At 62.6% G+C, this 25,070-nt stretch carries 19 protein-coding genes and 1 pseudogene; 15 read left to right on the forward strand and 5 right to left on the reverse strand.

What is annotated here, in order from left to right; translation table 11 throughout:
* Positions 1-85 precede the first annotated feature (85 nt).
* A complete protein-coding gene (locus PJK54_RS13270; RefSeq protein ID WP_271303140.1) occupies positions 86-4,078 on the reverse strand; it encodes a DNA translocase FtsK in 3,993 nt (1,330 codons plus the stop codon).
* Between the two features lie 169 nt (positions 4,079-4,247).
* On the opposite strand from PJK54_RS13270, the gene aat reads away from it, so the two are divergent.
* The 3 genes from aat to infA all read left to right on the forward strand — a co-directional run bounded on the left by aat (position 4,248) and on the right by infA (position 6,464).
* Positions 4,248-4,970 (forward strand): leucyl/phenylalanyl-tRNA--protein transferase, encoded by a 723-nt coding sequence (gene aat, locus PJK54_RS13275; RefSeq protein ID WP_077375328.1) that lies wholly within the window; start codon positions 4,248-4,250, stop codon positions 4,968-4,970.
* A gap of 120 nt (positions 4,971-5,090) precedes the next feature.
* Positions 5,091-5,894 carry an arginyltransferase gene (locus PJK54_RS13280; RefSeq protein WP_084207979.1) on the forward strand — a complete coding sequence of 268 codons (804 nt, stop codon included), beginning with the start codon at positions 5,091-5,093 and terminating at the stop codon, positions 5,892-5,894.
* 351 nt (positions 5,895-6,245) lie between these two features.
* Positions 6,246-6,464, forward strand: a complete 219-nt coding sequence (gene infA / locus PJK54_RS13285) for a translation initiation factor IF-1 (protein ID WP_024953359.1) — start codon at positions 6,246-6,248, stop codon at positions 6,462-6,464.
* Between the two features lie 659 nt (positions 6,465-7,123).
* Here infA and clpA read toward each other — a convergent pair.
* The 3 genes from clpA to icd all read right to left on the reverse strand — a co-directional run bounded on the left by clpA (position 7,124) and on the right by icd (position 11,402).
* Entirely contained in the window at positions 7,124-9,388 is a 2,265-nt protein-coding gene (clpA, locus tag PJK54_RS13290; protein WP_077375333.1) for an ATP-dependent Clp protease ATP-binding subunit ClpA, read from the reverse strand.
* A gap of 33 nt (positions 9,389-9,421) precedes the next feature.
* Positions 9,422-9,823, reverse strand: coding sequence for an ATP-dependent Clp protease adapter ClpS (gene clpS, locus PJK54_RS13295; protein WP_077375336.1), 402 nt, complete (start codon positions 9,821-9,823; stop codon positions 9,422-9,424).
* 316 nt (positions 9,824-10,139) lie between these two features.
* Positions 10,140-11,402 carry an NADP-dependent isocitrate dehydrogenase gene (icd, locus tag PJK54_RS13300; RefSeq protein ID WP_065392420.1) on the reverse strand — a complete coding sequence of 421 codons (1,263 nt, stop codon included), beginning with the start codon at positions 11,400-11,402 and terminating at the stop codon, positions 10,140-10,142.
* A 100-nt stretch (positions 11,403-11,502) separates the two neighbouring features.
* Here icd and PJK54_RS13305 point away from each other — a divergent pair.
* The 11 genes and pseudogenes from PJK54_RS13305 to PJK54_RS13355 all read left to right on the forward strand — a co-directional run.
* Positions 11,503-12,084: pseudogene (locus tag PJK54_RS13305) on the forward strand (pseudouridine synthase); the annotation flags it as partial.
* 227 nt (positions 12,085-12,311) lie between these two features.
* A complete protein-coding gene (locus PJK54_RS13310) occupies positions 12,312-12,761 on the forward strand; it encodes an NUDIX domain-containing protein (RefSeq protein ID WP_136938838.1) in 450 nt (149 codons plus the stop codon).
* A 173-nt stretch (positions 12,762-12,934) separates the two neighbouring features.
* Positions 12,935-14,116, forward strand: a complete 1,182-nt coding sequence (gene mnmA, locus PJK54_RS13315) for a tRNA 2-thiouridine(34) synthase MnmA (RefSeq protein ID WP_077375345.1) — start codon at positions 12,935-12,937, stop codon at positions 14,114-14,116.
* Entirely contained in the window at positions 14,113-14,748 is a 636-nt protein-coding gene (gene hflD, locus PJK54_RS13320) for a high frequency lysogenization protein HflD (RefSeq protein WP_077375348.1), read from the forward strand. Before mnmA ends, hflD begins: the two co-directional genes overlap by 4 nt.
* Before the next feature lie 149 nt (positions 14,749-14,897).
* Positions 14,898-16,265 (forward strand): adenylosuccinate lyase, encoded by a 1,368-nt coding sequence (purB, locus tag PJK54_RS13325; protein WP_077375351.1) that lies wholly within the window; start codon positions 14,898-14,900, stop codon positions 16,263-16,265.
* Positions 16,266-16,606: 341 nt separating this feature from the next.
* Entirely contained in the window at positions 16,607-17,860 is a 1,254-nt protein-coding gene (locus PJK54_RS13330) for a cupin domain-containing protein (RefSeq protein ID WP_084207975.1), read from the forward strand.
* Positions 17,857-18,288 (forward strand): GNAT family N-acetyltransferase, encoded by a 432-nt coding sequence (locus PJK54_RS13335; protein ID WP_077375356.1) that lies wholly within the window; start codon positions 17,857-17,859, stop codon positions 18,286-18,288. Before PJK54_RS13330 ends, PJK54_RS13335 begins: the two co-directional genes overlap by 4 nt.
* 365 nt (positions 18,289-18,653) lie before the next feature.
* Complete coding sequence (locus PJK54_RS13340; protein WP_191237593.1) at positions 18,654-19,427, forward strand: hypothetical protein; 774 nt, start codon at positions 18,654-18,656, stop codon at positions 19,425-19,427.
* A gap of 192 nt (positions 19,428-19,619) precedes the next feature.
* Positions 19,620-20,930 (forward strand): isocitrate lyase, encoded by a 1,311-nt coding sequence (aceA, locus tag PJK54_RS13345; RefSeq protein WP_077375362.1) that lies wholly within the window; start codon positions 19,620-19,622, stop codon positions 20,928-20,930.
* Positions 20,931-21,324: 394 nt separating this feature from the next.
* Complete coding sequence (locus tag PJK54_RS13350) at positions 21,325-21,837, forward strand: glycine zipper 2TM domain-containing protein (protein ID WP_077375365.1); 513 nt, start codon at positions 21,325-21,327, stop codon at positions 21,835-21,837.
* A 451-nt stretch (positions 21,838-22,288) separates the two neighbouring features.
* Entirely contained in the window at positions 22,289-23,380 is a 1,092-nt protein-coding gene (locus tag PJK54_RS13355; RefSeq protein ID WP_205632729.1) for a lipid A deacylase LpxR family protein, read from the forward strand.
* 138 nt (positions 23,381-23,518) lie between these two features.
* On the opposite strand, the gene PJK54_RS13360 is transcribed toward PJK54_RS13355, so the two are convergent.
* The gene (locus PJK54_RS13360) at positions 23,519-23,803 is read right to left on the reverse strand and encodes a hypothetical protein (protein WP_077375371.1); all 285 of its coding nucleotides are present in this window, start codon (positions 23,801-23,803) and stop codon (positions 23,519-23,521) included.
* Between the two features lie 624 nt (positions 23,804-24,427).
* Here PJK54_RS13360 and PJK54_RS13365 point away from each other — a divergent pair.
* On the forward strand, positions 24,428-24,910 hold the full coding sequence (locus PJK54_RS13365; RefSeq protein ID WP_065392558.1) for an FKBP-type peptidyl-prolyl cis-trans isomerase: 483 nt from the start codon (positions 24,428-24,430) through the stop codon (positions 24,908-24,910).
* Positions 24,911-25,070: the final 160 nt, after the last annotated feature.

Here is a 25,070-nt window from a genome sequence, read left to right on the forward strand (position 1 = left end):
CAGGTGATCTGACGTCTTTGACACGAAGGGGAGCCAAAAGCTCCCCTTCGTGTCTTTCATGTTTCAACTCAAACGCTTGGCTGCACTAGCCGCTATGGTTGGGGGCGAGCACTTCCCGCGAGCCGTTGGTGCCCATCGCGGAGACGACACCGGCCATTTCCATGGCCTCGACCAGCCGTGCGGCACGGTTGTAGCCGATCTTGAAGCGCCGCTGCACGGCGGAGATGGAAGCACGACGCGACTCGACCACATAGGCGACCGCTTCATCGTAGAGCGCATCCTGCTCGGCATCGCCGTCCTCGCCTTCGGCCTCAAGCCCGGCCAGCGCATCCGCCTGCACGCCGCCGGTGAGGATCTCCTCGATATACTCCGGCGTGCCGCGACGCTTCCAGTCATCCACCACGCGGTGCACCTCGTCATCATCGACGAAGGCGCCGTGGACACGCGTCGGCATGCCGGCACCGGCCGGCAGATAGAGCATGTCACCATGGCCCAGCAGATCTTCCGCACCGCCCTGGTCGAGAATGGTGCGCGAGTCGATCTTGGAAGAGACCTGGAAGGCCATGCGCGTCGGGATGTTGGCCTTGATCAAGCCGGTCACCACGTCCACTGACGGGCGCTGAGTGGCCAGAATCAGGTGAATCCCCGCGGCACGCGCCTTCTGGGCCAGACGTGCGATCAGCTCCTCGACCTTCTTGCCGACGATCATGAACATGTCGGCGAACTCGTCGATCACCACCACGATGTAGGGCAGCTTGGCGAGCACCGGCGGATGCTGGTGCATCTCCCAGGGCTGTGGCTCCCACAGCGGGTCAGCGATCTGGGCACCATGCGCCTCGGCTTCATCGATCTTGGCATTGAAGCCGGCGAGGTTACGCACCCCCATGGCGGCCATCAGCTTGTAGCGACGCTCCATCTCGGCGACACACCAGCGCAGGGCATTGGCGGCCTCCTTCATGTCCGTCACCACCGGTGCCAGCAGGTGCGGGATGCCGTCATAGACCGACAGCTCCAGCATCTTGGGGTCGACCATGATCATGCGCACTTCATCTGGCGTGGCCTTGAGCAGCATCGAGATCAGCATCGAGTTGATGCCGACCGACTTGCCCGAACCGGTGGTACCGGCCACCAGCAGGTGAGGCATCTTGCCCAGATTGGCGACCACCGGTGCGCCCCCGATGTCCTGACCCAGCGCCAGCGTGACCGGCGAATCCGCCAGCTGATAGGCATCCGAGTCGAAGACTTCGCGCAGGCGGATCATGGCGCGGTTGGGGTTGGGGATCTCGATGCCGACCGTGGGACGCCCCGGAATCACCTCGACCACCCGCACGCTCTTGACCAGCAGTGAACGCGCCAGGTCGGTCGACAGGTTGGAGATCTTGGAGGCCTTGACCCCCGGCGCCGGCTGGATCTCGAAGCGCGTGATGACCGGCCCCGGCCACACATCCGCCACCTCGGCCTTCACTCCGTACTCGCGCAGACGCACCACCAGCAGCTCGGCCATCTGGTCGAGTTCTTCTTCGCTGTAGTTGGGCTTCTGCTCATCCGGGGGCGTCAGCAGGCTGAGCTGTGGCAGATCGCCCTCCGGCGCCTCTTCGTGATCCGAGCCCTCGTGACGCTGACTCTGCAGGTGCTCCACGGTCCAGAGAGTCGGTCCGGAGGGATCCCGTACCGCTTCCTGCGCATCTTCCGCCGTCGCCAGTCGCCCGGCACCCGGCACCATGCCGGACTCATCGCCGTCATAGGCCCAGCTCGGACGCTCAGACGTCGCGTTGGCGGGGGGCTGCTGCGGCTCGATCTCGTCTTCCGGCACCTGCGGCTCTGCCGGCTGCAACGGGGCGGCCGACTCACGAGCGGCCAGCTCTCGAGAAGCTGGCTCTCGGGAAACCTGCTCAGGCTCTGACGCACGTGGCGCCGGCTCCGTCGGTTCTGCCGGTGTCGGAGCCGAAGTTGACGTCGGGACGCCACCAGCACCGCTCGCACCAGCCGTTGCCGAACCCGATGCGGTGGGTGTGGCATCGGTGGATTTTCCGGTGGGGGCCTCGAAGGCATCATCCCAGGAGACGACGGCCTTGCGCGAGGCCGCTGCTGCCACACCGGCAGCCATCACGCCGGCACCGACCGCAGCGCCTGCCAGGGAGGACTCTCTCGGTAGCGGTGCATCCTCTTCATCACGCGGCTCAGGCGGCTGAAGCGCCGGATTGGCTGCCTTGTGAGCGCGTTCGGCTTCCTGCGCGGCGGCCTGACGGGAGGTCTCGGCCTCATGCTGGGCCTGACGTGCCGCTTCTGCTTCACGGACTGCCTTGGCTTCTCGGGCCGCTTCCGCTTCACGCGCTGCCTCGGCCTCAGGTGCCGCTTCTGCTTCGCGGGCCGCCTCAGTCTCACGGTCTGCCTGGCTCTGCGGCGCCTTGTCAGCTTCGCGGGAGGTCGACTCTGCCTGGCGGGTGTCCTGACGCGCTGCAGGTGCGAAGGCGGACGCAGCGTCCCACTCCTTCGCTGGCCGAGACTCTGTCACCGGTGCGGTTTCGCTCACCGAGCTATCGACTGTCGGCGTGCTGCCGGACGTCGACGCCTCGGCGTCACGGGTCGCCGAGGCGTGGCGCTGACGCTCGGCTTCGATGGCAGAGGCATCCGGCAGGCGCGAGCGGGTCACATCGGCGCGTGAGTCTGCGGCGCTCTCGAGCGAGGCTGCCGTTCTGGGGGCCGCGGCAGCCTGGGACGCCACGGCTGCCTGCACGGCGCTGGCAAGCTCGACGCCCTCGATGTTGACCGTGGCACTCTGCACCGTCATGCGTTCGGTGTAGGCAGCTCCCGGTACCTTGGCGGAAGGCGTGGTCTCGGCTGTCTGCCAGGGGATATCCGTGCTGCGATCATTGGCGAAATCGTCGTCACCGCCAAGCGAGGGTTCCACCCGACGCTTGCCACGTGGCTCAGCCTCCAGAGTGTCGTCGGCCTGCGCTGCGCCAAGCAGTATCTCGTCACTGTCTTCTTCCCACTCGACACGCTCGTCTCGACGGCGCGGCAACAGACGCTGCCACCAGCTCAGTCGCTCGTCATCACGCTCCGACTCGTTGTCGGCATCGTTCTCGTCGTGAGTCAGCGCCTCCTCGGCATAGGTCGCCTCGTCATCGTATTCATCATCACGACGACTGTTGAGTCGCTCCTTCAGCCAGACGCCAAGGCGCATGCAGCCATTGCCCAGCTCGTCCATGACCGTCAGCCACGACATGCCGGTAAACAGCGTGAAACCACACAGGAAGCTGGCAAGCGACGCCAGCACGGTGCCGCCCATGCCGATCAGCGGCGTGAGCGCTCCTGCGATGCCCTTGCCGAGAATACCGCCGGCACCGTTGGTCAGCTGGCTGTCAGGGCTGTAGAACTGGATATCGCCGATCACGCAAGTAGCCATGATCAACAGGAAGAGCCCGCCGGCACGCACCGCGATGGTGGTCGGGTCCCACACCAGCTCGGTGCTGGGTTGACGCATCAGACGCCAGGCACCGAAACCGAGCATGGCAGGCCACCACAGGGCGCTGCCACCGAACAGGGAATACAGGACGTCGGACAACCAGGCACCGATGCTGCCCATCCAGTTGCTCGTCGTCGACTCAGGACCGCTGTAGGACCAGCCGGGGTCCGTCGGCGCGTAGCTGAACAACGCCAGCAGCATGAAGACGCACAGGCTGAGCATGAGGATGACCACGCCTTCACGGCTGACACCCTGCAAGGTGGTCGTCAGTCGTGAAGGCGGGCGAGCCTGGGCTTCCGCGCGTCGTTCGGCACGGATGGCCTTGCGCTCCTCGCGTTCAGCCTGGCGCTCTTCACGGCGCAGGGCCGCCGCGCTCATCTCGCGCGGTTCATTCCTGCTCGTGTCCTTCTTCGCGGGCTTGCCCGAGACTCTGGGCGTCTTGCGGGGCGCGGGCTTGCTGGCCGCTGAAGCGCCCCGCAGACGAGCGAAGAAGCCTGGCGCATCCGCCTTCTGGCGGGCACGCTTTCTCGGTGTTGCTGCCGCGCGGCGGCTGCGGGTCTCCGGCTTCGCCTGATCCCGACTTGTCTTTCTGGCACTCTTGGCAGTCAAGTCGCCATCCCCCTTGCACCTTGTGGGCGATTTTCCATGTACCTTCAGCCGGTTATCATAACCATCCGATGGCAGTGACGTCACAATTGCCGATTCACGTCTGCCCATGACATCCAGGTGTCACGAGCGCATTGCACTGAGCTGTTCACGATCCAACAAGAGACTGCCCATGCTGCCCTGGCTTCCTCCTGCCCCCGTACGCTTCCCGCATGCCAGCGAAGCGCTGAGCGACCCCGATGGCCTGCTGTGCGCGGGCGGCGACCTCAGCCCCGAGTGGTTGCTGGCGGCCTACCCTCGCGGGATCTTTCCCTGGTTCAGCCCGGGTGACCCGATACTGTGGTGGTCGCCAGACCCGCGCATGGTGCTGAGACCCGAGGAGGTGCGCGTACGTCGCAGTCTGGCCAAACGCCTGCGCAATGGCGGGTTCCACTTCAGCATCGACCGCGACTTTACCGGCGTCATCGATGCCTGTGCCAGCATTTCCCGTGAGGGGCAGGCCGGCACATGGATATTGCCAGAAATGCAGCAGGCCTACATCGCTCTGCATGCCATGGGTCACGCCCACAGCGTCGAGGTCTGGCAGGGTGACAGCCTGGTAGGCGGCCTGTATGGCGTGGCCTGTGGCCGGGTCTTCTTCGGTGAGTCCATGTTCTCTCGCACCACGGATGCCTCGAAGATGGCACTGGTCGTGTTGTGCCGTGAACTTGAAGCACGCGGCTTTCCGCTGATCGATTGCCAGATGCACACCCCGCACCTGGAGAGCCTTGGGGCTTGCAGCATCGCTCGCAGCGAATTCATCAGCTATCTTGACCAGTATGCCACTGGCGAAGGGCATGAGGGCAAGTGGTCACTGACAACCGAGCCCTTGAAACACGGCAATCAAGACCTGTGAGCCATAACGCAAGGTGAAGGTCATCAGGTCCTTGGAACGATACCGCCATCCTGGCGCAGGTCATCACCGACGATGGGCTGCCAGCGTCCACACTGATGCAGTGAGGGAGATGAAGCGAAGGTGAGCAGCAATACCCCCAAACAACCGCAACGCGATCTGCGCTTCTTCCTGACCGTGCCCCATGCCTGCAGCTACCTGGAAGGACGCCAGGCGACCACGCTGTTCCTCGACCCACAGGAAGCGCCCAACTCCGGCGTCTATGATGCTCTGGCTCTGCTCGGCTTTCGTCGCAGCGGCTCACACCTCTATCGACCGCACTGCGGCGATTGCCGCGCCTGCATCTCGGTACGAGTCCCCATCGCCGACTTCACGCCCAACCGTACCCAGAAGAAATTGCTCAAGCGCAATGCCGACCTCACCATCGAGGAAGGCCCGGCACTGTTCGATCCCGAACACTATCGTCTGTATGCGCACTATATCCGTAGCCGTCACGCCGATGGCGACATGTTCCCGCCAAGCCACGAGCAATACCGTACCTTTCTGACGTCACGCGATGAATATGCACGCCTGATCAGCTTCCGGCTCGATGGCAGGCTGGTGGCGGTCGCGGCCATGGATCGCATGAGCCATGGGCTGTCCGCCATCTACACCTTCTACGACCCCGATGAAGCCTTCCAGTCGCGCTCCCTCGGCACCTACGCCGTACTGTGGCAGATAGAGCAGGCGCGCCGGGAGGCTCTGGCGCATCTTTACCTGGGCTACTGGATACGGGATTGCCGCAAGATGAACTACAAGCAGCATTTCCAACCGCTGGAATACCTGGATGGCAGCCATTGGCGTCGCCGGATCCCCTTCAGCTTCCATGATACTCACCTCCCCCTGAGCCTCATCAAGACTGGTGACAGCCTGCAGCGCGACGCCTAGGGCTCGCCTTCGCCTTCCCGCTCCTGAAAGGATGGGGAACCTCATGGCAGTGCCGCTGCCCAACCTCGGTGCAGCGGGTTCTCGAGAGGGGATTCGAAAGGGGAGCTCGAGAGTGGACAGGGGCAGCCCCTGCCACCAGCGGAACCTGTCGGTGGCACTGGATACGATTTTATCGCTCCTGCGGCCTGCCCACGAGCGCTCAAGGAGCGTACAATCTCGCTTCGACTTTGCCTTGCTGCCGCCCTTGCGGCACAATATCGCCTATCGAAGTCCCGAATCCGGCACTTTTCTGTGCGCGGATGGCTCGGAACCCACCGCATTACTCCCTGTATCAGATGAGGATCAGCCTATATGGCGCGTGAAGATCATATTGAAATGGAAGGCGTCATCGTCGACACCCTTCCGAACACCACTTTCCGTGTAGAACTGGAAAACGGCCACATCGTAACCGCACACATCTCCGGCAAGATGCGCAAGAACTACATCCGCATCCTGACCGGTGACAAGGTCAAGGTTGAGCTGACTCCCTACGACCTGTCCAAGGGCCGTATCGTCTACCGTTCGCGCTGAGCACGGTCTGACTGCCTTGCCGGTCACTCGACATCGAGCATCAGGCTGCGGGGGCATGGCAAATCAAGATCTGCCCTCACCCCACTTGCCAATGCTCCCTGTGACACCGCCTGGCTGAACCGGCCGTCCTGGCATTTCAGACATGGAAGCCCTTTCCTGCCTGATCCCCCCGCTCGGACCCGGAACAGCGCACCACCAGCCCTTCATGACACGACTCCTCGTGACATTGAAGGCGCGTCTCGATGGTGCGCGCCAGAGTATTCCGATGATGCCGCTTTGCCCCGTGGATGCGTCCTGAGCCCGAACGCCCGTCTGGCCTTCGCTCCCATCCCATGAGGACAAGCGGCTCATCCATGCCCCCGCCCCTGCCATGACACGCTGCCCTTGCGGCAGAGGCCTTGGCGTGGGCGCCTTTCGCCTTTCCCCTTCTGCGTAATCCGTCCCCACTCCCTCTTCTTCCCTGCCCTCTTGCTTCTCTCGACTGCACCATCGGCCGTCCTTTCCGCCATGGACCCTGCTGTCGGCATTTGACCCTCGGCGGAGCGGAATCACTGCGCTGGCTCGCTTATCAGGCAAAAGAAAACGGCCAGTGCCTGAGCACTGACCGTTCATTGTGATGATGCTGCGGGGCATCAATACATCACGAGACGGGGCGACCCTCAGGCCATTTCAGCTTCGGTCTCCAGGTGCAGTTCGCCGTTGTCGACCGTGACATGCACGATACCACCGGACTCCGACAGATCACCGAACAGGATCATCTCGGCCAACGGCTTCTTGAGCTTCTCCTGAATGACGCGCGCCATCGGACGAGCCCCCATTGCCGGGTCATAGCCAAGAGTCGCCAGCAGGTCTCGCGCTTCATCCGCCACGTCCAGCTGCACGCGTTTCTCGTCAAGCTGTGCCTGCAGTTCGACCAGGAACTTGTCGACCACATTGCGCACCACGGCGAGATCCAGCGCGCCGAACTGGATGATGCCATCCAGACGGTTGCGGAATTCCGGCGAGAAGGTCTTGCGGATGACTTCCATCGCATCGGTGGAGTGATCCTGATGCTTGAAGCCGATGGAGCGACGCGCCACCTGCTCGGCCCCTGCATTGGAGGTCATCACCAGGATGACGTTGCGGAAGTCCGCTTCGCGACCGTTGTTGTCGGTCAGGCGGCCGTGGTCCATCACCTGCAGCAGCAGGTTGAAGACTTCCGGGTGTGCCTTCTCGATCTCATCCAGCAACAGCACACAATGCGGCTGCTTGGTGATGGCTTCGGTCAAAAGCCCGCCCTGGTCATAACCGACATAGCCCGGCGGTGCCCCGATCAGGCGCGAGACAGTGTGACGCTCCATGTACTCGGACATGTCGAAGCGCACCAGCTCGATCCCCATCAACGCTGCCAGCTGACGCGCGACCTCGGTCTTGCCGACACCTGTCGGCCCCGCGAACAGGAAGCTGCCCACCGGCTTGTCCGGCGCCTTGAGCCCGGCACGCGACAGCTTGATGGCTGCCGAAAGACCGGTGATGGCATCGTCCTGACCGAACACCAGCATCTTGAGATCACGCTCGAGATTGGACAGCAGCTTCTTGTCGGAGCTGGAGACCGTCTTCGGCGGAATGCGCGCGATGGACGCCACGATCGCCTCGACCTGCTCGGTGTCGATGGTATCGACACGGATGCTCTCGGGCAGCAGACGCTGGTGAGCACCGGCTTCATCGATCACGTCGATGGCCTTGTCAGGCAGCTGACGATCGTTGATGTAGCGATCCGCCAGTCGCACTGCCGTCTCGAGCGCCGCATCGGTGTACTTGAGGGCATGGTGTTCCTCGAAGCGACCTCGCAGCCCCTTAAGGATGCGAATGGTGTCGTCCACCGACGGCTCCATGACATCCACCTTCTGGAAGCGACGTGCCAGCGCACGGTCCTTCTCGAAGATGCCGCGGAATTCCTGGAAGGTGGTGGAACCGATGCAGCGCAGCTCACCGGAAGACAGCAGCGGCTTGAGCAGATTGGAGGCATCCATCACGCCACCGGACGCCGCTCCCGCCCCGATGACGGTGTGGATCTCGTCGATGAACAGGATCGAGTTCGGTTCCTTGCGCAGCTCCGCCAGCAGAGCCTTGAGGCGCTTCTCGAAATCCCCGCGGTACTTGGTACCCGCCAGCAGCGCGCCGAGATCCAGCGAGTAGACGACGGCTTCCTTGATGACTTCCGGGACGTCTTCCTCGACGATTCGCTTGGCGAGACCTTCTGCGATGGCGGTCTTGCCGACACCGGCCTCGCCGACCAGCAGCGGGTTGTTCTTGCGACGGCGCACCAGAATCTGCACCACGCGTTCGAGTTCTTCATCACGGCCGATCAGCGGATCGATCTTGCCCAGACGTGCCTGGTCGTTGAGGTTGGTGGCGTAGTTGGTCAGCGGGCTGTTGCCGCTCTCGCTGCTGCTCTCCTCTCCTTCCTCGCTCTCGACCGACGCCTGAGGCGCCTGGGTGTGACCCGCCACCTTGGAAATGCCGTGGGCGATGTAGTTGACCGCATCGACCCGCGCGACATTCTGCTGCTTGAGGAAGTAGACCGCCTGGCTTTCCTGCTCGGAGAAGATGGCCACCAGCACGTTGGCGCCGGTCACTTCACTCTTGCCGGAGGATTGGACATGGAAGACAGCACGCTGAAGCACGCGCTGGAAGCCCAGCGTCGGCTGCGTCTCGCGGTCTTCCTGCTCCTCAGGAATCAGCGGGGTGGTGGAGTTGATGAAGTCCTGAAGGTCGACTCGCAACTTGTCCAGATTGGCGCCACAGGCGCGCAAGACGTCCGAAGCGGAGGCATTGTCGAGCAGTGCCAGCAGGAGGTGTTCCACGGTCATGAATTCGTGGCGCTTGGAACGTGCCACGGTGAAGGCCGTGTTCAGGGTCAGTTCAAGTTCTTTGCTCAACATGGCAAGTCCCCTCTAGGCCGCGTCTTGGACGGATCACTCCGCCCGGTCGATGTCGCACAGCAGCGGATGCTGGCACTCTCGAGCATATTGATTCACTTGGTGGCATTTCGTTTCCGCGATGTCGCGGCTGAAGATGCCACAGGTTCCTTTTCCCTGATGATGGACAGCGAGCATGATCTGTACTGCCTGCTCCTGATCCTTGTTGAAGAAGGTGGTCAGCACCTCCACGACGAAATCCATCGGCGTGAAGTCATCATTGTGCAGAACGACCTTGTACATGGGCGGTGGCGCCAGTTCGGGCTCAGCGGTAGCGAACGCCAGATCGCCATCCTGATCCTCCTGGTGCGACGGCTCCTGTGCCGAGGGAGCCTGATTCCTGATCCGCAACAGCTGCGAGAAAGAGAAGCTGCTGCACGATGTGTCTGTCTTGAACATAAGGGGCTGATCCGGTGAACACAAGCAGTGGCGAAGCTGATTGCCTCAACGCGCCACGACGGAAGGCCACTTCCATCGCCGGGCATTGACGTTGATGGGATAAGGAAAAGATGAGGGCATGTCGCGCATGATGCAAGCGCCCTGCGCTCAAGTGTGCTCACGAGCGGGCGCAAAGCGCGCCGGAATGTCGTCTCCTGGAAGACGAAACGACATCTCAAGACGCAAGAAGGCCCCCGGACACGTCCGGGGGCCTTCTTCTGAGAACCCTGCACTGCCTGAAACGGAACGTCAGTCCCGGTCAGACAAGTGTCGGATCTCAGGCATCCATGTTGTCAGCGACAGCCTGACCGAACTCGGAGCACTTGAGCAGCTTGGCATCGTCCATCAGGCGATGGAAGTCATAGGTGACTTCGCCCTTGGCGATGGCCTTCTCGACGCCTTTCAGCACGAGATCCGCGGCTTCGACCCAACCCATGTGACGCAGCATCATCTCGGCGGAGAGGATGACGGAGCCCGGGTTGACCTTGTCCTGACCGGCGTACTTCGGTGCAGTACCGTGAGTCGCTTCGAACATGGCGACGGTGTCGGACAGGTTGGCACCCGGCGCGATACCGATACCACCCACTTCCGCCGCCAGAGCGTCGGACAGGTAATCACCGTTCAGGTTCAGGGTAGCGATGACATCGTATTCCGCCGGACGCAGCAGGATCTGCTGGAGCATGGCGTCAGCGATGACGTCCTTGACCACGATGTCCTTGCCGTTGTTCGGGTTCTTGAAGGTCATCCACGGGCCGCCATCCAGCAGCTCGCCGCCGAACTCGTCCTTGACGATTTCGTAGCCCCAGTCCTTGAAGGCACCTTCGGTGAACTTCATGATGTTGCCCTTGTGCACCAGGGTCAGCGACTCACGGTCGTTGTCGATGGTGTACTGGACAGCCTGACGGACCAGACGCTTGGTACCTTCTTCGGACACCGGCTTGACGCCGATACCGCAGTTCTGCGGGAAGCGGATGTTGGTGACACCCATCTCTTCGCGCAGGAACTTGATGACCTTGTCGGCTTCCGGCGTTCCCGCTTTCCATTCGACACCTGCGTAGATGTCTTCGGAGTTTTCGCGGAAGATGACCATGTCGACGTCGGCCGGCTTCTTGACCGGACTCGGCACACCCGTGAACCAGCGCACCGGGCGCAGGCAGGTGTACAGGTCAAGCTTCTGACGCAGCGCGACGTTCAGGGAGCGAATGCCACCGCCCACCGGAGTGGTCAGCGGACCCTTGATGGAAACGACGTAATCCTTGACAGCCTCGAGAGTCTCTTCCGGCAGCCAGGTGTCAGCGTCATAGACGTGAGTGGCTTTTTCACCGGCGTAGACTTCCATCCAGTGAATCTTGCGCTCACCGCCATAGGCCTTTTCGACAGCAGCGTCGATGGCAATCTTCATGGCTGGAGTCACGTCCACGCCGATACCATCGCCTTCGATGAACGGGATGATCGGATTATTCGGAACGTTGAGGGTATTGTCGGAATTTGCGGTGATCTTGGCACCGCCTTCCGGGACGACAATCTTCTGGAACCCCATTGATAACTCCCCTGTCATGGATTCAGTGGAGGCGCGAGTATAGCACCCGTGCCGCTTCTCACAGTAGGCTTATACGGCAGCCGCGACAAAAGTCTAAACCATGTCTCTCATATATCTGCTACACAAGCCCTACCGCGTTCTGACGCAGTTCACCGACCGCGATCAGGGCCGTCAGACCCTCGCGGACTTCATCGACGTGCCGGATGTCTATGCCGCCGGACGCCTCGATTACGATTCGGAAGGATTGCTGCTGCTCACCAGTGATGGCGCGCTCTCCCACCAGATCGCACATCCGAAGAAGAAGCAACCCAAGACTTACTGGGTGCAGGTGGAAGGTGCCCCTGATGAGCAGGCCATCGCCGCGCTGAGAGCCGGTGTGGAGCTCAAGGATGGCATGACCCGACCGGCCCAGGTCAGGCTCATCGACCCACCGGCGTTGCCAGAAAGGCAACCTCCCGTGCGCTTTCGTGCCAGCATTCCCACCCACTGGCTCGAGATCATCATCAGCGAGGGTCGCAATCGCCAGGTACGCCGGATGACCGCACATGTCGGTCTGCCGACACTGCGCCTTGTCCGAGCCGCCATCGGCCCCTGGAAGCTCGATGGCCTGGCACCCGGCGAGTGGCGCAGCGAGGAGGTCGAGATGCCCGTGCCGCCACGCCAGGCGCGCCCGCCCGCTCGTGGCAGGAACGCTGGCGGCGGCTCCGGGGAGCGCAAGAACGGCTCGGGGCCGAAGCAGCGCACCAGGGGTGCCGACAAGCGCAAGCCTCGACAGTCCGACAGGCAGGCCGGCCACCATGCCGACGGCAAGCCAGCGTCGGGCAAGGCAGCCGCAGGCAAACGCAGCGGCGGATCTTCGCGTCCCTCCTCCTCACGCCCCCCCTCCCACAAGAAAGGAAGAAAATCCTGATGGCTGCACGCTGGACCCCGAATGCCACCGTTGCCTGTGTCGTGGAACGCGCCGGGCGCTATCTGATCGTCGAAGAGGACAAGGGCGGCCCCGCGACGCTGTTCAACCAGCCGGCCGGCCACCTCGAGCCCCACGAGCGCATCATTGATGGCGTGCAGCGCGAGGTACGTGAGGAAACGGCCTGGCGTATCCTGCTGACGGGCTATCTTGGCCTGTACGTGCACGTCGCCGAGGATGGCACCCATTTCCACTCGCATGGCTTCGAGGCAGCGGCGCTGGAGCACCTGAACACGCCACTCGACCCTGACATCGTCAGGACCCACTGGCTGACTCTCGAGGAAATCGAGCAGCTGGAGGCCATGGGGCGCCTGCGCAGCCCGCTGGTGACCCGCCGTATCCGCGACAGCCTGCGTGGCAAGCGCTTCCCGCTCGACGTCATCCACGATTGACGCGCGCCATCGTGACCGCTCAGGCGCCTGCCGTGCGTCAGAGGCTGCAGGCGGGGTGAATCCCACCCACGCCTTCAGGTATAATCGCGGTCAATCAAGCGGTGCCAGAATGACGTATCCGCCGCCTCCCCTGTTTGTGACGACTCGCGGCCACGCGGGTGACGAGAGAACTGATGACCGCTGAAACCGGTACCGGAACCAAGGTCATCGTCGGCATGTCCGGCGGTGTCGACTCCTCTGTCTCTGCCCTGTTGTTGATGGAGCAGGGCTACCAGGTCGAAGGCCTGTTCATGAAGAACTGGGACGAAGATGACGGCAGCGAATACTGCACCGCCATCGAAGACCTGGCCGATGCCCAGGCCGTGTGCGACAAGCTCGGCATCAAGCTGCATACCGCCAACTTCGCCGCGGAGTACTGGGACAATGTCTTCGAGCACTTCCTGGCCGAGTACAAGGCCGGTCGCACGCCGAATCCCGACATCCTTTGCAATCGGGAGATCAAGTTCAAGGTCTTCCTCGAGTATGCCGAGATGCTGGGTGCCGAGCTGATCGCCACCGGCCACTACGTGCGTGGCGGCGTGCGTGACGGTCGTGCGCGCCTGCTCAAGGGCCTGGACACCAACAAGGACCAGAGCTACTTCCTGCACGCCGTGCCGGAGTCCGCCATCGCGCGCACCCTCTTCCCGGTGGGAGAACTGGAGAAGCACGAAGTGCGGGCCATCGCCGAAAGGCATGAGCTTGTCACCGCTCGCAAGAAGGACTCCACCGGTATCTGCTTCATCGGTGAGCGACGCTTCGCCGACTTCCTCAAGCAGTACCTGCCAGCCCAGCCGGGCAAGATCGAGACACCTGACGGCGAGGTCATCGGCGAGCACATGGGCCTGATGTACTACACCCTCGGCCAGCGCCAGGGCCTGGGCATCGGCGGACTGCGCAACCATCCGGATGCTCCCTGGTTCGTCTGTGCCAAGGATCTGGAGCGCAACGTGCTGATCGCCGTGCAGGGCAAGCACCACGAGCTGCTCTACACCCAGGTCCTGAGCACCGAGTCCGTCGACTGGGTGGCGGGCGAGCCGCCCGCGGCCGATGCCAACGGCGAACTGCGTATCCGCTGCAAGAATCGCTACCGTCAGGAAGATCAGGCCGCGACCTTGATCGTCAATGACGGCCAGCGTGTCGAGGTACGCTTCGATGAGCCACAACGTGCCGTCACGCCCGGTCAGTCAGCCGTCTTCTATCTCGGCGACATCTGTCTGGGTGGCGGCGTGATCGATGCCGCCTGGAAACTTCCGGCAGCGGCCAGCAGCATGGCCGCCGCCCCGCTCTCTGGCCCCGAGGAGTCTGCCGCGCAATGACCAGCGTGCCGATCCGTCCCGTCACTGATACCACCACCCGCCAGGCGCTTTCGCTGGCGGGCGTCTTCCAGGCGGCCGCGCTGGTCGATGAGCTCGCCCGTCATGGCCAGTGCGATGAGCGCGCCTGGGAAACCCTGGTCAACGCCACTCTGGACACCAACCCGGAAAGCTTCGAGGCCATCTACGGCGGGCATCACAACCGCCTGCGCCTGGGCATCGACACCGTGAGTGCGGTGATGGATCGGCGTCAGGTCTCCCCCGTGGTGATGCGCTATGGCTTCTCGCTGGTGATGCTGATGAGCAAGCTCAAGCAGGACCCGGACATGCTGGACAAGCTGGGGGCAGGACTGACGCGAATCCAGGGCCAGGCCGAGCACTTCGGGCCGACCCACGAGAACGTGATCGCAAGCCTCGGCGAGCTCTACCAGCAGACCCTCTCCACCTTCCGTTACCGGATCGTGGTGCAGGGCGATCCCGGTCTGCTGCAGCAACGCATGATGCCAGAGCGCATCCGTTGCGCTCTGCTGGCCGGCGTACGCTTCGCGCTGCTGTGGGACCAGCAGGGCGGCCGTCGCTGGAAGCTGATCTTCCAGCGCTCCGCGCTCAAGAAATCCCTGCGCCAGCTGGACTGATGCCGGCTCGCCTGGCCGGCAGCACGCCCGCCAGGCAACACCGCGCGCACCCCGAATTCGCTTCAACAACGCTGGAACCCGTCAAGCGGGTTCCGAGACACTTGAACTGGCAGCACGTCCTGTCCTGCCACCATCGGAAGATTCTCATCATGCAGCTGTCCGCCCTCACCGCTCTGTCTCCTGTCGATGGCCGTTATGGCGCCAAGACCGAGGCCCTGCGCGAGCACTTCAGTGAATTCGGCCTGATCCGTGCCCGTGTCACCGTCGAGGTGCGCTGGCTGCAGCGCCTGGCCGCCCACGCCGAGATCGCTGAAGTGCCGGCTTTCTCGAAGGAAGCCAACGCCGTACTGGACGCCATCGTCAGCGACTTCAGTGTCGAGGATGCCCAGCGCATCAAGGACATCGAACGCACCACCAATCACGACGTGAAGGCGGTCGAATACTTCCTGAAGGAGAAGGTCGAGGGCAACGCTGAGCTCAACGCCGTCACCGAATTCATCCACTTCGCCTGCACCAGTGAAGACATCAACAACCTGTCTCACGCCCTGATGCTGCGTGGCGGTCTGGACAACGTGCTGCTGCCGCAGATGCGTGAAGTGACCGAGGCCATCGTCGCACTGGCCCACCAGCACGCCGAACAGCCGATGCTGTCGCGTACCCACGGCCAGACTGCCAGCCCGACCACCCTGGGCAAGGAAATGGCCAACGTCGCCGCGCGTCTGCGTCGTCAGCTGGCCCAGATCGAGCGCATCGAGATGCTCGGCAAGATCAACGGTGCCGTGGGCAACTACAACGCCCACCTGACCACCTACCCGGCCATCGACTGGGCGGCCAATGCCGAAACCTTCGTCGAGAGCCTCGGCCTGACCTTCAATCCGTACACCACCCAGATCGAGCCGCACGACTACATCGCCGAGCTGTTCGATGCCGTCTGCCGCTTCAACACCATCCTGATCGACTTCGATCGTGATGTCTGGGGCTACATCTCGCTGGGCTACTTCAAGCAGCGCACCGTGGCCGGCGAGATCGGCTCCTCCACCATGCCGCACAAGGTCAACCCGATCGACTTCGAGAACTCCGAAGGCAATCTGGGCATCGCCAACGCCGTGCTGGGCCATCTGGCGCAGAAGCTGCCGATCTCCCGCTGGCAGCGTGACCTGACCGACTCCACCGTGCTGCGCAATCTCGGTACCGGTCTGGCACAGGGCCTGATCGCCTACCAGGCGACCCTGAAGGGCATCAGCAAGCTGGAAGCCAACCCGGAACGCCTGAACGCGGATCTGGACAACAGCTGGGAAGTGCTGGCCGAGCCGATCCAGACCGTCATGCGTCGTTACGGCATCGAGAAGCCCTACGAGAAGCTCAAGGAGCTGACCCGTGGCAAGCGCATCGACCAGGCCGGTTTCGCCGCCTTCATCGAGACGCTGGAACTGCCGGAAGACGTCAAGACCGAGCTGAAGGCTCTGAGCCCGGCCAGCTACATCGGCAACGCCATTGCACAGGCCAAGGCGCTCTAAGCGACATTGCGCACTGCATGTCAGATGACGCCGGGGCCTCTGCTCCGGCGTCATGCATTACGCATTACGCATTACGCACCACGTATCACGTATCACGTATCACGTATTACACATCAGACATCAGGCGACGCGCTGCACGCGGCGCTCGTTGCACGACCATGTATTCACGACCATGAATTCACGACCACTGACGTATCCACGTCAGTGCGCACGACATGTCACGCCCCACGCGGGTCGGCATGGATCGCATTGCCGCCAGCCAACCGGAAGCGGCTTCACCGACGTCATCGCGAGACACGCAGGCCCACCAAGGGCCGCGGCTCACGTTCGAGAGGTTCTGCATGAGCACATCCCCCGCCCCCCACGACACCGACACGCCACTGGCACTGTTGGGCGGCCTGAGCATCCGCGAATTCCTGCGCGACTACTGGCAGCAGAAGCCGCTGCTGATTCGCGGCGCCTTCGCGGATTTCGAGACGCCGCTGGAAGCCGATGAACTGGCGGGACTGGCCTGCGAGGACGGCATCGAGGCACGCCTGGTGGAAGAGCATGGTCCCGACAAGGCCTGGCAGGTCAGCCACGGCCCCTTCGATGACGCCACCTTTGCGCGCCTCGATGCCAAGGACGACAGCCAGTGGAGCCTGCTGGTGCAGGCAGTGGACCACTATGTCCCGGACGTCGCTGCCCTCTTCGAGCCCTTCACCTTCCTGCCGCGCTGGCGCCTCGATGACATCATGATCAGCTACGCGCCCACCGGCGGCAGCGTCGGTCCGCACCTGGACAACTACGATGTCTTCCTGCTCCAGGCGCAAGGCCAGCGTCACTGGCAGCTGGGCGGCATGCACGGTGATGACGCCGAGATCATCGATGGCATCGACCTGCGCATCCTCAAGCACTTCGAGGTCACGCCGGGCGAGGACTGGGTGCTGGAACCCGGCGACATGCTCTACGTGCCGCCGCGCCTGGCGCACCACGGCGTCAGCCAGTCCGATGACTGCATGACCATCTCCGTCGGCTTCCGTGCACCTTCCGCCGATGAAGTCGTCACCTCCTACGCCGACTATCTGGGTGCCAGCCTGCCGGAATCGCTGCGCTACCGTGATCAGGGCATGGCACCGGTCGCCAATGCCGGCGAACTGGACGACGCCTCGCTCGAGCGTGTGCGCGAATTGCTGCTCAGCACGCTGGACAATCCGACCCAGCTGGCACAGTGGTTCGGTCGCTACATGACCCAGCCCAAGTATCTGGAGCAGCTCGCCGCCCGTGAGCCGGCGCTCAAGACGCATGAACTGGTCGAGTATCTGGAAGATGAAGGCGTACTGGTGCGCTCGCTGGGCTCGCGCTTCGCCTTCCGTCACGGTGAGAATGACACCAGCACCCTGTTCGTCGATGGCGATGGCGTCCCCGCGACCCCGGCGCTCGCGGAAGCGCTGGCCTCCAGCGAACGCCTGACGGCGGTGTTGCTTGACTACACGACGGCCGACCTTGATCGCAAGGCCGTGGTCAGCCTGCTCACGGCACTGGTCAATCGCGGCAGTCTGATTCTGGAATGCGACCTGCAGGACGAAGAGGACGAGGAGGAAGATGACGCATGAGTGACGCCATGATCAGTCTGGAACGCGGTGACTGGCAGACCCTCGCCGATGAGGCCAGCGAAATCCGTCGCGTGGTCTTCATCGAAGAGCAGCAGGTCCCGCAGGACGAGGAATGGGACGGCCGCGACGAGCAGTGCGTCCATTTCCTGGCACGCCTTGAAGGGCGTGCCGTCGGGACCGCTCGCCTGCTGCCGGATGGCCATGTCGGTCGCGTCGCCGTGCTCTCCCAGGCACGGGGGCTGGGGCTTGGTCTGCGCCTGATGGAGGCGGCCATTCATGCCGCTCGCCAGGCGGGTCACGCAGAGGTACTGCTCGATGCCCAGATCCACGCTCTGGAATTCTATCAACGCCTGGGCTTCACGGCCTTCGGTGAGGAATTCATCGATGCCGGGATACCGCACCGCAGCATGCGCTTGATTCTCAACTGAAAAGCGACGTTGTGTCACCAGAAACCGGCTCCCTGTGGGGGCCGGTTTTTTTATGCCTTGAAATATCTTGTAGTCTGGCTACAACGTGAAACGTGACCAAGTCATCATTCCCCAGGGCTCATGAAACCTGACATGATGATGATATTGAAAATATTAAAACACTCGTTTGTCATGCGAATTATCATCAGCGTTGAAACGGTATGAAACGGGCGTTTTAATACGACCAAGGAATGAAAGACAACGCGATGATTCACAGCGATGCTAGGAGTCATCCCCATCACGCTGCATTGCGGCATCGCCAATCAGGAGGCCTCCCCATGCATGGCATACCCTCTGCAACGCTTGCCACATCCAGCGGGAGCTCCATGGCCAACGTCAGCAGCCATGTGCCGGGACGCAGCGCCACCAGTGGCATCACGGGGAAGCCACTGGAGGAAGCCCAGAGTGAGCTGTGGCACTCCCGAGAGATGCAGGCACGCCTCGCCAGACTGGCTCGCCCGATGATCGACCTCCTGCCCAGCGTTCCACCAGAACCGACCGCTGCACAGGCACAGACGATCTGTCACCTGAGCCGTGACAAGCGCTGGCACCTGGCAGGCAACGACTGGCAATGGCAACGATTCGATGGGACCTCGCAGCCCGCGTCGACGAGACCGGAGCCGGGATTGCGCGACGACACCTGGCAGGTGGCACGTCAGGGTGACGGACTGGCGGCTGATTCACGCCTCGCGCTACCCGGGCTCGAGCAAGCCGTGAAGGGGCTCATGATCGCCGGACGCCCCCTCCCGCTGGCCTTCTGGACGCTGGCCGCCGCGCGGCATCGCGGCGAACGCCATGCCGGGCTCGATATCGCTCACATCGGCAGTGTGCGAGAGGCGCTCTGCTGGGGGGAGCTCATCGCGCGCCTCAGAGCGCCGGATGGCCGCCCTCCCCGCGTCACGGCAAGACTTGCGAACTGCACGGTGCCAGTCCTGGAGGCCAGCCTCTACTTCCTGCAGCCCTGGCTCGAGCGTCTGACTCTGCAGCCTCATCCTGAGATGCGCGAGGGCTGCCATCAGGTACTGCTCGAGAGAACTCGCCTGACCGACACGACTTCAAGACCCACAACAACAAACGATGATCTCGCTATCCCACGATGACAATGACAAATGATGGATAGCGCTTGGCGGCGATGAGCGGCAGGCAGCCCGGAGGGTCTCACGACATTTCCGCACGCCAGTCTCTGACCAGGTCCCGCCCTGATTCACCAGATGACACGGCAACAGACACAAGACACCACGACATGCCAGGCGCCCTCGAGGCCCTGCGACGAAGCCATCAGGAGATGCACCATGACTCAATCACGTGCCGAACAGATTGCAGCGCTGGAAAAGGACTGGGCCGAAAATGCACGTTGGGAAGGCGTGACACGCCCGTATTCCGCAGAGGATGTGGTGCGCCTGCGCGGCTCCGTCCAGGAAGCCAACACCCTGGCGACGCGTGGTGCCGAAAAGCTCTGGAAACTGGTCAATGGTGATGCCAAGAAGGGCTACGTCAACTGTCTTGGCGCCCTGACCGGTGGCCAGGCCATGCAACAGGTGAAGGCCGGTATCGAAGCCATCTACCTGTCCGGCTGGCAGGTCGCCGCTGACAACAATACCAGCGAGGCCATGTACCCGGATCAATCCCTTTACCCGGTGGATTCCGTGCCGACCGTGGTCAAGCGCATCAACAACACCTTCCGTCGCGCCGACCAGATCCAATGGCAGAAAGGGGCCAATCCGGGCGATGCCGGCTTCGTCGACTACTTCGCGCCCATCGTGGCGGATGCCGAGGCCGGCTTCGGTGGCGTACTCAACGGCTATGAGCTGATGACCGCCATGATCCGCGCGGGCGCCTCCGGCGTGCACTTCGAGGACCAGCTGGCGTCAGTCAAGAAATGTGGTCACATGGGGGGCAAGGTGCTGGTGCCGACCCAGGAAGCGGTGCAGAAGCTGGTCGCCGCGCGTCTGGCCGCTGACGTGGCCGGCGTGCCGACGCTGGTCATCGCGCGTACCGATGCCAACGCCGCTGACTTGATCACCTCTGACGTCGACGACTACGACAAGCCGTTCCTGACCGGCGAGCGCTCCGACGAAGGCTTCTATCGCGTCAATGCCGGCCTGGATCAGGCCATCGCACGCGGTCTGGCCTACGCGCCCTACGCCGACCTGATCTGGTGCGAGACGGCCAAGCCGGACCTCGAGGAAGCACGCCGCTTCGCGGAAGCGATCAAGAAGGAATACCCGGATCAGCTGCTGGCCTACAACTGCTCGCCTTCCTTCAACTGGAAGAAGAACCTCGACGACGCCACCATCGCCAAGTTCCAGCAGGAACTCTCGGACATGGGCTACAAGTACCAGTTCATCACCCTGGCCGGCATCCACAACATGTGGTTCAACATGTTCGATCTCGCCTACGACTACGCCCAGGGCGAAGGCATGAAGCACTACGTCGAGAAGGTACAGGAAGCCGAATTTGCCGCAGCCGAGAAGGGCTACACCTTCGTGGCACACCAGCAGGAAGTCGGCACCGGCTACTTCGATGACATGACCAATGTCATCCAGGGTGGCAACTCCTCCGTCACCGCCCTCACCGGCTCTACCGAGGAAGACCAGTTCTGATCCCAGCACTTCCCTGCAGACAGCAGACAACCCTCGGCGAGACAGAGACTTGACCGAGGGTCACCATCCGAAGACACGCAAGCCCGTTCACGCGGGCTTGCGTGTCTTCGTCGTTCCAGAATTCGGTGCATGGGGCGCGACGCAACAGTGGCACGGGTGCTCCCGCCCGGGATGGCGTGCAGGGGAACCCGAGAATGGCGACGTGGTCTATACTGTTAGGAAACAGTGTTCTTGCACTGTCACGAGGGCATTGCCTCGGCCCTCGACAGCGCAACGACACGGTGGCGGCCAACGGACGTGCCAGCCAGCTTCTCTCATCCGTCGTCATCGGCCTCCACACCCCATGACCTCATCACAACCGAATGTTGCACCGCTTCCTGCGAGGAAATACATCATGAGCTTCCCGACCCACTCACAACGACGTCCTGACGCGAAACGCTCGGCACGCTGGTTGCCAGTGATCGCCATTGGCCTGCTGACACTGGGTGGCTGCGCGAACAGCGATATCTATTCCGGCAACGTCTACACCGGCGATCAGGCCAAGCGCGCACAGTCCGTCAGCTACGGCACCATCACCTCGCTGCGCCCGGTGCAGATCCAGGCACAGGATGAAGGCAGCGGCGTGCTTGGCGGCCTGGGTGGCGCGGTCGTCGGCGGCCTGCTCGGCAGCCAGATCGGTGGCGGTTCCGGCCGCGCGATCGCCACCGCCGCCGGTGCCATCGGCGGTAGCGTCGCGGGCAAGTCTATCGCTGACAACGTCGACCAGATCGACGCCTACGAGATCGAGGTGCGTCGCGATGCTGGCGACAGCCTCATCGTCGTCCAGAAGGCCGATACCGCCTTCTCGGTTGGCCAGCGTGTCCGCCTGGTCGGCTACGGTGCCAACCTGAGCGTCGCCCCGTATTGATCCTCTTGATGGCTGGTGCCCTTGCCGGGTGCCAGCCATTCAGTGTCTTCCCTCCCTGAACGACTTCTGTTGCAGGCCTCTCTGCACTCAAGAGGCTCCTGCCGTTTTGCGACTTTGCTTGCTGCCCTCGCCTTCCCGGTATTCATGCGCTTGCCTGGTCCCTCGCACGCGCCTGACGCTGGCGTATCGATATTTTCCTCTCTCTTTCTCTTTCCCTTGCTCTCTCTTTCTCTTCCTCACGCATGAGCGGCGCGCCGTACGGAGTGATCCATTGGTCATCTATTGATTAACAGGCTATGAAATCGTGATTTTTTGTGCAAAGTTATACACATGCAGCTTAACTAGACTCTGTGTACAACTTTTCGTCCCAGGAGTTGCGATGCGTCCCGTCACTGCCCGTCCTACAGATTCTCCTCAGAGCGCCCGCCAGACGCCTTGCAGCGCGTCATCCTTGACCAGTTCCTCCCACGGACACCGCCGTTATGGTAATGAGAGTCCGTGCGCGACTATCGTCACCCGCCATGTCCCGCAGATAGCTCCCGCCTTCTCCACGCGACGGCTGGGGCTGGCGCTGATCATGCTCGGCGCGGTGGCGCTGGCCCCCATCGTGGAGGCTGACGAGGACGAGGGTGGCGTGCTGTCTCTCAAGGTCGAGAATGACCTTCTCGCCTCCGGCGATGACGGCCACTACACCAATGGGTTTGCGCTGAGCTATACCTTCGCGACACCGGATCAGCATTGGTCTCGCGCCTTCGCGGACTGGGTGCCCGGTTTCAGCGCTGCACGTCTGGATGCCACGGCCTATCGCTTCGGACAGCAGATCTATACCCCCAACGACATCACGCGCGAGCAACCAAACGAGGATGACCGCCCCTATGCGGGCTATCTGTTCGGTGGCCTTTCGCTGTTCGCCGGTGAAGAGGGAGAGGATTGGCGACGGGTCGATACCTTCAATCTGGATCTCGGCATCGTCGGTCCCGCCTCAGGTGCCGAGAAGGCGCAGAAGGGAGTCCACGAGATCACCGGCAGTGATGACCCGCAGGGCTGGGACCATCAGCTTCACAATGAAGCCGTGGTCAATGCCGGCTGGCAGAGCCAGCTGTGGCTGCCGGCAAGCCTGGGGGGCCTGGAAATGGAGTACGGCCCCTCTGCCTCGATGGCGCTGGGCAACCTGTATACCTACGCTGGCGTGGGGGGCGGTGTGCGCATCGGCCAGGGACTGTCACGCAGCTACGGCATCCCGACCGTCGCTCCCTCCCAGAGTGGGCGTCAGTATTTCGAGCCGGATGGTGAATTCGCCTGGTATCTGTTCGCCAATCTGGAAGGCCGTGCCGTGGCGCGCAACATGCTGCTGGACGGCAACAGCTTTGAGGACAGTGACTCGGTGGACCGTCGCCCGCTGGTAGGAGATGTCCAGCTCGGCTTTGCCCTGAGCTGGCAGCGCTGGCAGCTCGCCTTCGTCAACGTCTGGCGCACGCACGAATTCGAGACCCAACAGGAAAGCGATCAGTTCGGCTCCATCACGCTCTCCACCTGGCTGTGAAGACCAGAGACCGACGGTGAGAACAGGCGTGCCAGACACACGAAGGCCGGGCAGATGCCCGGCCTTCGTGTGTCCGTGGGAGGCAACGGATCAGCGCGTCACACGCGGACTGAAGCCTCCCGGGATGATAAAGGCAGATCAGTGCATCTTGACCTTGCTCATGCCCCAGCAGATCAGCTTGCCGCCGATGAAGGCGATCAGTGCCAGCATGATCAGCGCCATCAGCATGGAAATGGGGTTGACGATGAAAGTAGCGCCCAGCACGGCAAGCGCTGCGCCCCAGACATAGCGATCACCGCTGTCGATGCTCAGGGCATCCGGCAGGATGCGCTTGACGGTGGCACCCAGCGAGCCCTCCCAACGGTTCAAGCACAGCATGAAGAGCGCGGCGAAGCTCACCAGCCAGATCAGTGTCACGGTCATCGAAATTCTCTCCTGAAAGATAGGGTCGCATGGAACATGTGATTGTCGTTTCCCGCCAGCGGCCACGGGGCAGACCTTGCGAGCGGAGCCGGTAACGAAAGGCCCACGTCAGAATTCGCAGTCTGAACAGGCAGAGTAACGGCCCCCCGATGCCCTCGCAAGCGGACAGCACCAACCATTGTCGGTCATTGGTCATGAGACCGTGATTGGCGCCTGAAGTTGCCCTGCCTCGTACAGCGAAGCGCGGCCAGCTCCCCCTTTCTTCTCTCGTGTTCTCCTCTTTCTTCTCTCCTGTTCCTCCCCCTTTCCTTCTTCCCTCAATCTTTCCTCAAGCCCCTCTCTCCTCCATGCCCGTCGCCTTCCCGCCCTGGAAGCTCGCGCAGGCGTGTAGTCTCACCCGGGGCAACAGGCAAGAAAAAATTCGGGGACCGGGTTGAAAAGTCTCCTTCAGGGCGTCACCTAGTATTTCAAGACACGGTGACGTGGATGACATGCCCTGCAGGATGGCTGTTCAACAAGCTGCAAGCCACGCGATACGCGGGATTTTTCCTCGTAGCCCCCTGACAGCCACCTCAGGGTCACGTTACCATTGACCGTTCATATACCTATCGAAAGGCCCTCAACATGCAAATCGCCCAGAATGCCGTCGTATCCTTCCACTACACCCTCACCAACAACGAAGGTGAAGTGCTGGATAGCTCCGAAGGCCGTGAGCCGCTGGCCTACATCCACGGTGCCGGCAACATCGTTCCGGGCCTCGAGAAGGAACTCGATGGCAAGACTTCCGGCGACAAGCTGAAAGTCGCTGTCTCTCCGGAAGAAGGTTACGGTGATGTCCAGGAAGCGCTGGTGCAGGAAGTGCCGCGTGAAGCCTTCCAGGGCGTCGAAGAGATCGAAGCCGGCATGCAGTTCCAGGCACAGACCCAGGGTGGCCCGCTGATGGTCACCGTCACCAAGGTCGAAGGCGACACCGTCACTGTCGATGGCAACCACCCGCTGGCCGGTGAGACCCTGAACTTCGACGTCGAGATCACCAACGTGCGCGAAGCGTCCGCCGAAGAGCTGGAACACGGCCACGTTCACGGTGAAGGTGGCGTGGAGCACTAAGCTCCGCCCCTTCCCTCATCGGGTGGTTCTGTCGCCTGATGAGTGCTTCACACGAGAATGTGTGACGCCTGAACCTGAAGCCCCGCCACCGAATTCTCGGTCGCGGGGCTTTTTCATGTCTGAAACCTGGTTTTGAGGCCCAGTTCTGAGGCCCGGTTCT

Origin of the sequence: Cobetia sp. MMG027 (assembly GCF_027947415.1) — a bacterium.
GTDB lineage: Bacteria > Pseudomonadota > Gammaproteobacteria > Pseudomonadales > Halomonadaceae > Cobetia > Cobetia marina.